This is a genomic window from Salinigranum rubrum, assembly GCF_002906575.1.
GTDB lineage: Archaea > Halobacteriota > Halobacteria > Halobacteriales > Haloferacaceae > Salinigranum > Salinigranum rubrum.
The window spans coordinates 90159-102959 of the sequence record NZ_CP026309.1 but is presented as its reverse complement, the minus strand read 5'-3'; the positions used below and the strand labels follow the sequence as shown (position 1 = coordinate 102959).

The following is a 12801-nucleotide window of genomic DNA, read 5'->3' as shown; positions in this document are numbered from 1 at the left end:
CGCCGAACCGAACCGTCGTGATCGGTCCACCGGTCGACCGCAGACCCCACAGCGGTGGAAAAGTCGACCGAAACGTCGAACGAACCCCCACAACGCATATCAGATCCGTATCCCACGTGTATAATAATGAATGACCGCTCGATACGTCTCCTTCACGTCGACGACGACATGGCGTTCGCGGAGATGGTCGCCCAGTTCTTACGGCAAGAACAGGGGGATTTCACGGTCGAGACCGTGTCGGACGTACCGACGGCGCTCGACAGGCTCGAGTCGGAGGAGTTCGACTGCGTCGTCTCGGACTACGAGATGCCCGGCGAGACGGGACTCGACCTGCTTCGAGCGGTCCGAGAGCGGTGGCTGGACCTCCCGTTCGTGCTGTTCACCGGACGGGGGTCGGAGGAGATAGCCGCCAAGGCCATCTCGGCCGGAGTGAGCGACTACCTCCAGAAGAGCGGCGGGGTGGAGCAGTACACCGTCCTCGCCAACCGGGTGGAGAACCTGGTGACGGGACATCGGAGCGAGCGCGCCCTGCGACAGCGAATCGACGCCATCGAGACGGCCCGCGAGGGCATCGCTCTGGTCGGGTCCGGCGGGGCCGTCACCTACGCCAACCACGCGTTCGCGGAGACGTTCGGATACGAGGACGAGGGGGTGGTCGGACGGAGAGCGGCGGACCTCTTCGTCGACGACACGTTCGAGACGGAGATCCGACCGACCCTCGCCGAGGAGGAGTGGACGGGCGAGGTGCTGATGTGTCGGCGCGACGGGACGGAGTTGCTCGCCGACGTCGCCGTCTCGCGGACCGCCGGCGACGAACTCGTCTGTACCGTCCGGGACATCTCGGCCGACGAGCGCCGCGAGCACGACCTGTTCGTGAGGAGTCGGGCGATGGAGACCGCACCGTTCGGTATCGTCGTGACCGACCCGTCGCTTTCGGACAACGGCATCGTCTACGCGAACGAGGGGTTCGAGCGGTTGACCGGCTACACCGAGTCGGAGATACTCGGGGAGAACTGTCGATTTCTCCAGGGCGAAGCGACCGATTCCGAGTCCGTCGCGGCGATGCGGGAGGCGATCGACAACGAGGAACCCGTGTCGGTCGAACTCCGCAACTACCGCAAGGACGGGACGGCGTTCTGGAACCGGGTGTTGATCTCGCCCATCCGCGACGACGAGGGGACGGTCACGAACTTCGTCGGCTTCCAGGAGGACGTAACCGAGCACGTCGAGACGCGGCGGGAGAACGAGGCGGTGTTCGAGCGGGTGTCGGACGCGTTCTTCGCGCTCGACCGGGAATGGCGCTACACGTACGTCAACGAACGGGCCGCGGAACTGGCCGGTCGTTCCGTCGAGGAACTGCTCGGAACGTGCGTCTGGGAGACGTCCCCCGAGGAGGTCGACACCGTCTTCGAACGGGAAGCCAAGCGCGCCATGGAGACCCAGAAGACGGTCGCGTTCGAGGAGTACTACCCACCGCTCGACGCGTGGTTTCGGGTCCGATTGTACCCCTCCGAGACGGGGCTGTCGGTGTACTTCCGCGACATCGGCGAGCAGAAGGCGACCGAGCGACGACTCGACCAGCGGACGGAGTGGATCGAGACGTTCGGCGACGTCCTCTCACACGACCTCCGGACGCCGCTGGCGGCGCTTCGAGGCCGTCTGCAACTGGCCCGCGAAACGGGGGCGGACGAACACTTCGACGCGGCCGAGGAGTCGCTCGCCCGCGTCGAGGCGCTCGTCGACGACCTCGCGACGGTCATGCGGGAGGGGAGCCTCGTCGGCGACCAGAGCGTCGTCGACATCGGTCGCGTCGCGCGGACGGTCTGGACGACGATCGACACCCCCGAGGCGACGCTCCGCGTCGAGGGCGTCCGGCCCGTTCGCGCCGACGAGCAGGCGCTGATGCGACTGTTGCAGAACCTCTTTCGTAACAGCGTGGAACACAGTTCCACGAGCAGTCGGCCATGGGCCGACGACAGTGTCGAGCACGGCTCGACAAGCCCTCGCTCGCAGGCTCGCGAGGACAGCGTGGAACACGACTCGACGAACGGCCGCCCGGAGGGGGAGGATGCGGCCGCCGTCGAGGAGGGCGGAGAACACGGTGAATCGACCGTCACCGTCACCCTCGGCATGCTCGACGAAGGAGGCGGCTTCTACGTCGCCGACGACGGCCCCGGCATCCCCGAAGGCGAGCGCGACCGCGTGTTCGAGTTGGGGTACACGACGAAGCCCGCCGGGTCCGGGTTCGGGCTGATGAGCGTCCAACAGATCGCGATGGCCCACGACTGGGAACTCTCCGTCACCGAGAGCGAGGCTGGTGGGGCGCGGTTCGAGATACGCGGCGTCGAGACATCGAAAGGCGACGATACGGACTGAGCTGACGCCTCACCGTGACTCCGGCTCGGCCCCCGGCCTGTCGGCGTACCCCGAACCTCCCTCCGGCGGTTCGGTCACGTCGACGTGTTCGCCGAGCCACGTCATGGCCTCGTCGACGGCCGCCGGGGGACCCGAGACCTTGATTCGCGTCGGAATCCGACCCTTCCCCGGGTAGCTCCCCACGCTCACGTCGAACCGCTCGCGGACGTCCGAAAGCCGGTCGTTCAGCGCGCCTTCGGGTGCCGGAGTGTAGAGGGAGTCGGAGACCACCTCGCCGTCGAACTCGTCGACGACGAGTTCGAACATGACGTACAGTTCGTCCGGGATGCCGGGAAAGGCGTAGACGTTGCCGGCGACGAACCCCGGCCCGAAACTCTCGTCGGTGACGAGCGGACGGGCGTCCTCGGGGACGGCCGCCTGCGCGTCGAAATCGACGTCGAGGTCGTACGCGTCGGCGAGGTCGGGGTACTGGTCCGCGTAAGCCTCCGCCTTCGCGACGATACCCGCCTTCACGTCGTCGGCGACCACCAGGTCGCGGTCGAGCGCGTCGGCGACGGCCGCCTTCGTCACGTCGTCCGGCGTCCCGCCGAGACCCCCGGTGACGACGCACGCGTCGAACGCCTGGGAGAACTCGCGGACCGCGCTGGCGATGACGTCCCGGTCGTCGGGGATGGTGAGGACGCGGGTGACCGTGACACCGCGCTCGGTGAGACGCCGGCAGAGCCACGTCGCGTTGGTGTTCTCCGTGTCGCCCGCGAGGAGTTCGTCTCCGACTGTCACGAGTGCGACGTCCATGCACGGGAGGAGGGGAGGCGACGCAATAGGTGTACGGGCGGCGGCGAGGGAACGAGAACCGACAACACTTTTCGGAGACGTTCACCTCCTCTGATGTATGACCGAACGGTGGCTCTACGCGTGGGGGATCGGGTCGGTCGCGTTCGGCGGAGCCTCGCTCCTCGTCCCGCTCTACATCGTCGAGTTGGGAGCGACGCCGGTACAGCTAGGGATTCTCGCGGCCAGCGCGGCCGTCATCGGCGCGCCGGGTGCCATCGCGTTCGGACGACTCGCCAACCGGGTCGAACGCCGGCGGGCGCTGGTGTTGCTCACGCTCGCGGGTGTGGCCGTCGCGCTCGCGATGGTCCCGTTGTTGTCGAGCATCGCGGCGATCATCGTCGCGAACGCGGTGCTGTGGCTCGTCGTCGCGTCGGTCGCGCCGGTCCTGACGATGCTCGTCGTCGACGACGCTCCCGAATCCGCGTGGAGCGAACGCATCGGCCGCCTCAACAAGTACCAGGGGTACGGCTGGGCGGGGGGCCTCGTCCTCGGGACGGTCTGGCCGCTCGTGGCGACACCGCTCGTCGGCACTGACGCGGTCACACGGGCGCTGTTCTGGCTGCTCGCCGCCTGTGCGGGGGTGAGCACGCTCGGTGCGGCGGGGTCGCTGCCGAACCCGGCGCCGGCGGACCACGTCACGAGCGAGCGACGGATCCGGCGCGTGGCTCGCCTCCTCTCGAACTCGCGGCGCGGCGTCAAGGGCGCGACGTTCGCGTTCTCGCCGAACCGGCTGTACTGGACGACGCGGGGCATCGACCCGCGCCGACTCGCGGGGAGACTCAACCCGGCGCTCGCGACGTATCTGGCCGCGGCCACGCTGTTTTTCACCGGGTTCGCCGCGTTCTGGGCGCCGCTCCCGCTGTTTTTCACCGACCTCGGCTTCGGGTCGGGAGAGGTGTTCGCGCTCTACCTCGCGTCGAGCGTCGGCTCCGCCGTCCTCTACGAGGGCGCGGGGCGGTTCGCCACGCGATACGACGTCCGACTCCTCCAGTCGGGGGCGCTCGCCGCCCGCGGGCTGCTGTTTCCGGTTGTCGGTGTCGTGACCGGTCTCGGCGCGCTCGTCGTCGGGCTGGTCGCGGCCGGCGTGGGACTCGCCGCCATCGGGGTGACCTGGGCGTTCATCGCGGTCATCGGCACCGCCATCGTCACTCGGCTCGCACCGCCGAGCGTCCGGGGCGAGGTGCTCGGCGTCCACACCGCGCTCGGGGCCGTCGCCGGCGGCATCGGCGGCGTGCTCGGCGGGTGGGCCGCCTCGTTCGGCTACCTGGTCGCGTTCGGCGTCGCGGGGGGACTCGTCCTCCTCGGCGCGGCGCTCGTGTTCTCGCTGCGGATACTCTCCGGCGGCGAGGCGGCGGCGAAAGCGCCTGCCGACCCCGTGAGCGCGGCCGACGGCGGGGTCGGCGTGCCGGCCGTCTCGGGCGAAGAGGCCGAACGCCGCGCCGACTGACCCTCCGCGACCTCACTCCGCCTCCTCGTCGTCGGCCATCCACCGCTGTCCGTGCGAGCGGTAGCCGTCGAACTCGCCGCTGGTTATCTGGCGTTCGATCTCCGCGCGCGTCTCGCTGCTGATGCGGACGAGGTGACAGAGCGGGTGGCCGGGGAGCGCGACGGGGTTCTCGAGGACGCCGACGATGAGGCCCGTGAAGGGCGCCTCGATCACGTGCTCGTCGTGTTTGAAGTGGTCCGTGATGGTACAGATGGTCTCGCCCTCGTGGACCAGCGGACTGGGGCCCCACTGCATCTCGACGAGCCCCCCGGTCTCCGCGCGGAGCCAGCGTTTCTCCTCGTCGGGACCCATCACCTTCCGCCACGACGGCTCCGCCACCACGCCGTCGAAGACGTCGTACGCCGCGAGGACGCTCTCGACCCCTTCGAGCGCCTTGTCGACGAGTCCCGACTGGAAGCGGTGGGCCTTCCCCATCTCGACGGTGACGGTCGGGGTTCCGTTGCGGGAGGCGACGGCGCGGAGCGAACTCTCCTCGCCCTCGCCCGAGAGGATGACGTTCGCGCCGAACGCCTCCGCGAGCCGTCTGGTCTCGGGGTTCTCGACGTCCGCGCGGACGTGGTACATCGTCGTCCGGTTCCGGGTGGAGGTGTGGAAGTCGAGACCGAGGTCACACTGGCTCACGAAGCGCGAGTACACCCGGTGTGCCATCCGTTCGGCGGTGTTGGAGCGCTCCTTGCCCGGGAAAGAGCGGTTGAGGTCCTGGTCGTAGATCGGGATGTAGCGCTGCTGGGCCTGGTAGGCGGGGACGTTCACGACGTGGAGCAAGACGAGGGTGCCGTGAATCTCAGAGGGCGTGTAGCGGTCGGCGACCTCCTGAAGCACCTTCACGCCGTTGAGTTCGTCGCCGTGAATCGCGGCGGTCAGACAGACGCGCGGGCCGGGGTCGTCGCCGTTGATGATCGTCACCGGAATCTCGACGGGGTCGCCCAGGTAGGTCTCGCCCACCTCGTAGCGGAACTGTCGTTTCTCGCCGGGGCGGACCTCCCCGTCGTACCGAAACGACCGGGACTGAGTGGTGGAGTCGTCGTCGGACATGGGCGTTCGACTCGGCGCGGCGGTTGTAGTTAGTTACCGGGGTCGCGCGGCCGACCGCAGCGAGTCTTTTTGCCCGTGGGAGACGAGGGCAACCCGAGAGGCGATGTCCGAACCCGTCGACGCCCGGCTGACGCTACGGGTCCCGCGCGGCGGTCGGAAGGACCTCCGCGAGGAGGCGCGCGAGCGACTCGCCCGGGTCGAGACCGTCGAGCGCGTCGAGGCGTTCGACGTCACCGGGGTACGCCCGGGACTCAACGACCTCCGCGTCCACGCGCGGTCGACCGTCACCTGCGAGACGGACGCGGCGGCCCTCGACGCGAGCCTCGCGGCGGCGGTCGGCATCGAAGCGGTCGAACTCCTCGGCGGTGAGCCGGAGCGGTGAGCCGAAGGGACGGTGCGGCGCCGAACGCCGCGGTCGATACCGGCGGCGGGACGGACGCGGACGTCGGCGTCGGCACCGGAGTCGAAGTCGAGGGCGCGGACGACGACGAGCGAGCGGAGCTACTCGCGCTCGGACGGTTGAGCTACTACCTCGACGACCTGTTCCGCGTTCCCGGGACGAGCTACCGAATCGGTCTCGACCCGCTCGTCGGGTTGGTTCCGGGCGTCGGCGACGTCCCCACGAGCGCCGCGTCGGCGTACATCGTCGCCCGGGCGGCCGCGCTCGGCGTCCCGCGGGCGACGCTCGCGCGGATGCTCCTCGTGCTCGTCGTCGACGCGGTGTTCGGGTCACTGCCCCTCGTGGGCGACGTCTTCGACGCGGTGTGGAAGGCGAACACGCGGAACGTTCGGCTCGCAGCGACGCGACTCGACGAGCCAGAGGGAGCGAGCCTGGACCGTCGGTACGTCGTCGTCGTCACCGCGCTGTTGACGCTGCTTCTCGTCCTCGTGGGGGTCGGCGTCGGCGTCGCGGCGTGGTGGGCGCTGGTGCGGGTCGGCGTCGTGTGACGTCGAGACGGGCGACGGACGTGCTGGGGTGTGAGACGCCGAGACAGGCAACGCAAGACAGTTACTTCCCCCCACACACCTTCGGGTATGAGTGTTCTCGACGACGCCCGGGCGCTCGACGGGGCGGGGCCGGTCTGTGACGCCTGTCTCGGCCGGGTCTTCGCCGACCGGAGCTTCGGGCTGACGAACGCCGAGCGCGGGCGGTCGCTCCGTGTCGCCGCCGCCCTCGCGGACGACGAGCCGTTCGAGCCCGTTACCGAGGAGTGTTGGGTCTGCGAGGGCGAGTGCGCGCGGTTCGACGCGTGGGCCGAGCGCGCTGTGAACGCCGTGGAGGGCGTCGAGTTCGAGACGTATCAGGTCGGGACGCGCACCCCACCGCTCGTCGAGGAGAACGAGCTACTTCTCAGGGAGGAAGCCGGCCTCGCCGCCGACGCCGGCGAACTCTTCAAGTCCGAGTTCAACCGCGAGGTCGGCAAGCGGGTCGGACGGCTCACCGAGACCGAGGTCGAGTTCGGTCGGCCCGACGTCCAGTTCCTCCTCGACATCGAAGAGGGTCGAGTAGAGGCGACGGTCAACTCGGCGTTCGTCTACGGGCGCTACCGGAAGCTCGAACGGGACATCCCCCAGACCGAGTGGCCCTGCGGCCGGTGTGACGGCCGGGGCGTCCTCGGCGAGAGCCGGGAGTGTCCACAGTGTGACGGCACAGGCTATCTGTACCAGGCGAGCGTCGAGGGACTCGTCGCGCCGCCGATTCGGGAGGCGATGGAGGGGAGCGAGGCGACGTTCCACGGTGCCGGGCGCGAGGACGTCGACGCGCGGATGCTCGGGACGGGCCGCCCGTTCGTCGTCGAGGTGCGCGAGCCGAAGCGGCGGACGGTGAACGTCGAGCCCCTCGAACGCGTGGTGAACGACCACGCCGAGGGTCGAGTGGAGGTCGAGGGGCTACGGCTGGCGACGTACGAGATGGTCGAGCGGGTGAAGGAACTGGACGCCTCGAAGCGCTACCGCGCGGAGGTCGAGTTCGATTCTTCTATCTCCCAAGACGCGCTGAGAGCGGCGCTCTCGGACCTCGAAGGCGCGATCATCGAGCAGTACACGCCACAGCGCGTCGACCACCGGCGGGCGAACCTCACCCGGACCCGGGAGGTGTACGAGGCCGCCGGCGAGTGGGAGGACGAGACGCACGCGACCGTCGAGTTCCACGGGCAGGGGGGACTGTACATCAAGGAACTCGTCTCGGGCGACGACGGCCGGACGGAGCCGAGTCTGGCCGGCCTCCTCGGCGTCGGCGCGGAGGTGACGGCGCTCGACGTCGTCGGCGTCTACGGCGAGAGCGAGGCGTTCGAGGACGAGGCGTACTTCAGGGACGAGCGGAGGACGGACGCGGACGAGGCCGAACCCGAAGCCGTCGCCGAGACGGACGAGTAGGCGGAAACCGACCCCGATAGCCCGGCAGTACCGACAACGGTTTTTCGAGGCGCGCGAATCACCGCGCATGCCAACCCACGTCGGGAGCGACGAGGCCGGGAAGGGGCCGGTGTTGGGACCGATGGTCGCCGCGGCGGTCCGTGTCGACCCCGACGACCTCCCCGCGGCGGTCGACGACTCGAAGCGGCTCACGCCGGAGAGGAGAGCGGAACTCGCCGCCGAGATTCGAGCCGCCACCGACGCGGTCGGAGTCGGCGTCGTCTCCACCGCCCGCATCGACGCGCCGGAGACGGACATGAACGGGCTGACCGTCGCGGCCCACGTCGAGGCCGTCGCGGCGGTGGCACGCGACGGCGACCCGGTGTACGCCGACGCGGGCGACGTGAGCGAGTCGCGCTTCGCGCGTCGCGTCGCCGGGGGAGCGGACGAACGCGGCGTGAGCGTCGACGTCCGCGCCGAACACGGTGCGGACGGGACCTACCCGATTGTCGCGGCGGCGAGCATCGTCGCGAAGGTCGAACGGGACAGGCGGGTCGAGGAGTTGAGAGCCGAGTACGGCGACGTCGGGAGCGGCTACCCGAGCGACCCGACGACGCGGACCTTCCTGCGGGAGTACGTCCGCGAGCACGGACGGCTTCCGGCGTGTGCGCGGGCGTCGTGGAAGACGTGCGACGACGTGTTGCGCGCGGCCGAGCAGTCCGCACTGGATGACTTCTGAGAAAGCGCGTACCGCGCGTCGGTCGTGAGCACGTCGTCAGGAGTCGTGCGAGCACATCGTCAAGAGGCCTGTGAGCACATCGTCGAGAGGCCTGTGAGCAACGGGTGACGCGCGGTCGCCAGGGCGGTGAAGCCACAGCCACCCCAGCCGATTCGCTCTCTCGCTCGCGTCCGCTCGCTCCGTCGCTCGTCCCTCGCACGTGAGTCACGCGGAGGGACCGCGTGACGTCACGCGCCACCGCCCCGCCCTCGTGGTCGACGCGCGGAGGCGAGTGAACCGGGCGGACCCTTCGGTTCCGCTGAAAGCCGACGCGCAGCGCCGGCGATGGAAGCGAGCGGGCGGCGTGCGAGGGTCCCGGCCGTGCTCCGTCCCGGTCGGACGGGATGGGGTGCGAGGCTCCGGTCTCACCGCCCCCGTGTCCTGCGTGGTCGCTGTTCCGCCTCACGCAACCGGTCGCTGTCTCGTTCGAGCGACACGCCGACACGGGTTTCCGGCCACCGAATAACGCGAGAAGCGAGAAACCGAGAACCGATACAAACGAGAACGGAGCGTGACTCGACTCACCGCATCTCGTCGAGCGCGACGAACGAGCCTTCCCCGGCCGAAATCCACGTCGTGACGAGTTCCGCCTCGCTTACGCCGAGCGGGAAGATGGTGCACTCGTCCGGACGGTCGGCGGCGGGGACGACGACGGCCGCGTACTCGGCGCCGTCGTCGAAGAGCGACGCGCCGCGCGCCGAGTAGTCGGTGGGGTGAGGACGTCGCTGTCGGTCGACGACTGGTCGGCGTCGCGGCGGAGTGGGAGTTCGGACATGGTTGGGAGCGGTGAACGGTCTGAAGCCGGTACAGTTCGGAGAACGTGGACATCGGGCATAAGTAGGCGGTGACTTCCCCAGCGGGTGAGAACCGGTACGGGGGTCGTGCTCCGTGGTTACACACCTCCTACCGGCCGGTTCGCTCCGTCAGAACACTTCTAGAACGTTCTTGTACCCCTGGTATACACGTGGGAGACGACGATGCTCGTTCAGACCGAGAAACTGGCTTCGGCTGTGCGTTCCGACAGCGCGGCGTTCACCCACGGAGCGGGTCGGACCGTGGGGTTCGCCGCGCTGGTGTTTCTCGTCGTCGTCCTGACGGCGATGCCGGCGTCCGCAGCGTCCGCGGCGCCGACGGGGGAAAGCGCGCTCGAACCCACGGACGAGGACGGATGCGTCGCCGTGGCCGTGACGGGCCTCGACTCGGTCGGCCTCGACGAAGTGGCCGAGGAGGTCCCGTCGGCACTCGACGACGGCCAGCGGCTAGTGAGCCACCTCGACCTCCCCCGGCGTGCCCCCGGAATCGCGTTCGTCGTCGGGTACGAACGGCGCGCGAACGGGGATGCGCTCGACAACGAGGTGCGGGCGCACGTCTACCGGCACGTGGTGGAGGTCCCGGGCAGGAGCATCGCTGACCTCGTCCGGGCGAGCGGCGTCGACCGGTCCACGCTCCGGTACCACGTGCGGATTCTCGACCGGGCCGGTCTCGTCGAATCGCGGTCGGTACTGGGTCACCACCGGGTGTACCCGACACCCGTCGACGACAGGGCGACCGCACCGGCGGCCGCGCTCGCGACCCAGTCGACGGAGCGCGTCGTCCGGGCGGTCGAACGACTCCAGCCGGTGGGAACGACCGACCTCGGCTCGGAACTCGGGCTCGCGACGAGCACCGTGAGCAGCCACGTCGACCGGTTAGTCGCGGCCGGCGTACTCACCCGCGAGTACGACGGGCGGGCGGTCTTCGTCCGACTCAGTCCCGAGACGCGAGCGTTTCTCGACTGATTCTCGCCCTGGGGACGCATCGGACTCGGGGGCGGACGGGTCCACGCGGGATTTATGTCGTCGCCAGCGGAACCCCCGGACAAGGATGTTCGAGACCATCGTCATCGCCACCGACGGTTCCGAGAGCGTCCAGCGAGCCGTCGACGTGGCACTCGACCTCGCCCGGCGCTTCGAGGCGGAAGTCCACACCATCTCCATCGTCGACACCGACGAGATCGAGTCGTCGCCCGAACGCCTCCAAGACGAGATGGAACGGGCGCTGAAGGACCAGGCCGAGGAGGCCCTGACCGACGTCGTGGCGTCGACGGACCTCGACGTGACGACGTCGGTCAGAGTCGGGAGACCGGCGACCGAAATCCGCGAGTACGCCGAGGCCCACGACGCCGACCTCGTCGCGATGGGCACCCGGGGACGACACGGCGAGAACCGGTTCCTCCTCGGAAGCGTCGCCGAGCGCATCGTCCGGACGTGTCCGATGCCGGTGCTCACGGTGCGACAGCTCGCGGCGGACGAGACGCTCTGAGGGCCGAGGTCGGGAACGGAAGGGCACCCTTTTCCCGAACCGACGACAGAACGCGGTATGGACGACAGCCTCATCGACGACGACGCGCTCTCGCTGTCACGGAAGTCCCGCCTGCCCGGAAAGGGCTTCTTCTACCCGGACTCGCTGGACGAGGAGTACGCGGAGGAACGGGTCCGCGAGGCGTGCGAGGGCGCCGAAGCCGTCATCGTGGCCGACAGCGACGCCGACGGACTCGGCTCGGTGGCCCTCATTCGGAAGGTGCGCGACGCCGCACTCGACGTCGCCCCGTTCGAGACGGAACTGACCGCCAGGCTCCGTGACGAGGACGAACCCGAGGGCGAAGCCGACGTAACCGTGAACGGCGCGGGAGAGAACGAGGCGGACGACGAGGACGAGGAAAGCGAGGAGTCGCCCGTCGCGCTGGTCGCCGCGGGCCCGCACTCGCTGGGCGAGGCGCTCGAACGCGTCGCCGAGTACCTCGAACCCGACGCGGACGTCTACGTCTGTGACCTCTGTCCCGACAGCGTCGAGACGGTTTCGGCGTCGCTCGAATCGCTCGCGTCGCGGGCGGGCGCGGTGCGGTGGTTCGACCACCACCAGTGGGACGAAGAGGTCGCGGCGTTCGTCCGGGAGACGGGCGTCGACCTCGTCGTCGGCGACTCCGACGAGGAGTGTACGACCGACGTGACGCTTCGCTCGCTGGCGTACGACTTCCCCGAGCGGTTCACCGAACTCGCCGAGGTGACCCGCGACCACGACCTCTGGCTGAACGAGGACCCGCGGAGCAAGGACCTCGCGGACTACGCGTACTGGAGTTCGTCCGAGGAGTACGTCGCCGTCGTCGGCGCGTACGGCGCGGACCTCCCCGACTCCGTCATCGAGTACGTCGAGTACCGGCGGGTGGAGAAGGAGGCGCTCATCGACCGCGCGGTCGACCGCGCGGAGTTCACCCAGGTGGGCGAGTGGACCGTCGGCGTCACCTACGGGAGATGCTCGCAGAACGAAGTCGCCGACGCGCTCCGCGAACAGGGCGCGGACGCGTCCGTGGTCGTCAAACCGGCGGGGAGCGCGTCTCTGCGCGGGTCGGACGGGTTCGAACGCTGCCACGAGGTCGCCGCGCTGGTCAACGGCGGCGGCCACCCGAAGGCGGCGGGCTGTAAGCCCGACATCTACGACGACATGCTCGACTACGCCCACCACTGGACGACCGAGGGCGCGACGACGAAGCGCGTCATCCTCGCGGCGTTCGAGCGGGTCGCAGCGGAGGTCGAACCGGGCGACGAGAGCGACGAGGGCATCGACACCGAGCGCTAAGCGGCGACGGCGGAACCGAGGGGTGGAGACGTCGCTCACGGGAACGCGAAAACCGGAGGAAGGGTCGGGGGGGCGACCCGAAGACCACGGGGGGCGTGTGACAGCCTTCGACCCCGAAGGCATCGGTGGCTCTCCCCGCCTCCGTAATGAGCTTTCTGTCCGTGTCTGACGGACGGCGTTCGAACGGCAGACGGTTCCGCCGCCGGTCGATGGCGTCGTCACCTCGCCCGGTGGTCACTCGTCGTCAACGAGGCGCCATCCGGCATCAACAGATCGCCATCCGTCGTCGATGGGTCCGTCG

The 12801-nt window shown here is 69.4% G+C and carries 12 protein-coding genes; 9 read left to right on the top strand and 3 right to left on the bottom strand.

The window, feature by feature from the left end; translation table 11 throughout:
- Positions 1 to 126: 126 nt before the first annotated feature.
- On the top strand, positions 127 to 2376 hold the full coding sequence (locus C2R22_RS00525) for a PAS domain-containing protein (RefSeq protein WP_103423837.1): 2250 nt from the start codon (positions 127 to 129) through the stop codon (positions 2374 to 2376).
- A 9-nt stretch (positions 2377 to 2385) separates the two neighbouring features.
- On the opposite strand, the gene C2R22_RS00520 is transcribed toward C2R22_RS00525, so the two are convergent.
- A complete protein-coding gene (locus C2R22_RS00520) occupies positions 2386 to 3171 on the bottom strand; it encodes a competence/damage-inducible protein A (RefSeq protein ID WP_103423836.1) in 786 nt (261 codons plus the stop codon).
- A 97-nt stretch (positions 3172 to 3268) separates the two neighbouring features.
- On the opposite strand from C2R22_RS00520, the gene C2R22_RS00515 reads away from it, so the two are divergent.
- On the top strand, positions 3269 to 4657 hold the full coding sequence (locus C2R22_RS00515) for an MFS transporter (protein WP_103423835.1): 1389 nt from the start codon (positions 3269 to 3271) through the stop codon (positions 4655 to 4657).
- Between the two features lie 12 nt (positions 4658 to 4669).
- Here the strand turns inward: C2R22_RS00515 and C2R22_RS00510 are convergent, their stop codons facing one another.
- On the bottom strand, positions 4670 to 5752 hold the full coding sequence (locus tag C2R22_RS00510; RefSeq protein ID WP_103423834.1) for a succinylglutamate desuccinylase/aspartoacylase family protein: 1083 nt from the start codon (positions 5750 to 5752) through the stop codon (positions 4670 to 4672).
- Between the two features lie 103 nt (positions 5753 to 5855).
- Between C2R22_RS00510 and C2R22_RS00505 the strand changes: the two genes are divergently transcribed.
- The 4 genes from C2R22_RS00505 (at position 5856) to rnhB (ending at position 8846) form a co-directional block, all read left to right on the top strand.
- Entirely contained in the window at positions 5856 to 6134 is a 279-nt protein-coding gene (locus tag C2R22_RS00505; protein WP_103423833.1) for a hypothetical protein, read from the top strand.
- The gene (locus tag C2R22_RS00500; RefSeq protein WP_103423832.1) at positions 6131 to 6700 is read left to right on the top strand and encodes a DUF4112 domain-containing protein; all 570 of its coding nucleotides are present in this window, start codon (positions 6131 to 6133) and stop codon (positions 6698 to 6700) included. Before C2R22_RS00505 ends, C2R22_RS00500 begins: the two co-directional genes overlap by 4 nt.
- Positions 6701 to 6787: 87 nt before the next feature.
- A complete protein-coding gene (locus C2R22_RS00495; protein WP_103423831.1) occupies positions 6788 to 8128 on the top strand; it encodes a tRNA pseudouridine(54/55) synthase Pus10 in 1341 nt (446 codons plus the stop codon).
- A gap of 67 nt (positions 8129 to 8195) precedes the next feature.
- On the top strand, positions 8196 to 8846 hold the full coding sequence (gene rnhB / locus C2R22_RS00490) for a ribonuclease HII (RefSeq protein ID WP_103423830.1): 651 nt from the start codon (positions 8196 to 8198) through the stop codon (positions 8844 to 8846).
- A gap of 560 nt (positions 8847 to 9406) precedes the next feature.
- Here rnhB and C2R22_RS27645 read toward each other — a convergent pair.
- The gene (locus tag C2R22_RS27645; RefSeq protein WP_449329042.1) at positions 9407 to 9499 is read right to left on the bottom strand and encodes a DUF7511 domain-containing protein; all 93 of its coding nucleotides are present in this window, start codon (positions 9497 to 9499) and stop codon (positions 9407 to 9409) included.
- Between the two features lie 363 nt (positions 9500 to 9862).
- On the opposite strand from C2R22_RS27645, the gene C2R22_RS00485 reads away from it, so the two are divergent.
- The 3 genes from C2R22_RS00485 to C2R22_RS00475 all read left to right on the top strand — a co-directional run bounded on the left by C2R22_RS00485 (position 9863) and on the right by C2R22_RS00475 (position 12500).
- Positions 9863 to 10663 (top strand): winged helix-turn-helix transcriptional regulator, encoded by an 801-nt coding sequence (locus C2R22_RS00485; RefSeq protein WP_103423829.1) that lies wholly within the window; start codon positions 9863 to 9865, stop codon positions 10661 to 10663.
- Positions 10664 to 10748: 85 nt separating this feature from the next.
- Entirely contained in the window at positions 10749 to 11186 is a 438-nt protein-coding gene (locus C2R22_RS00480; protein ID WP_103423828.1) for a universal stress protein, read from the top strand.
- Between the two features lie 57 nt (positions 11187 to 11243).
- Positions 11244 to 12500 carry a DHH family phosphoesterase gene (locus tag C2R22_RS00475; protein ID WP_103423827.1) on the top strand — a complete coding sequence of 419 codons (1257 nt, stop codon included), beginning with the start codon at positions 11244 to 11246 and terminating at the stop codon, positions 12498 to 12500.
- The last annotated feature ends 301 nt before the right edge of the window (positions 12501 to 12801 follow it).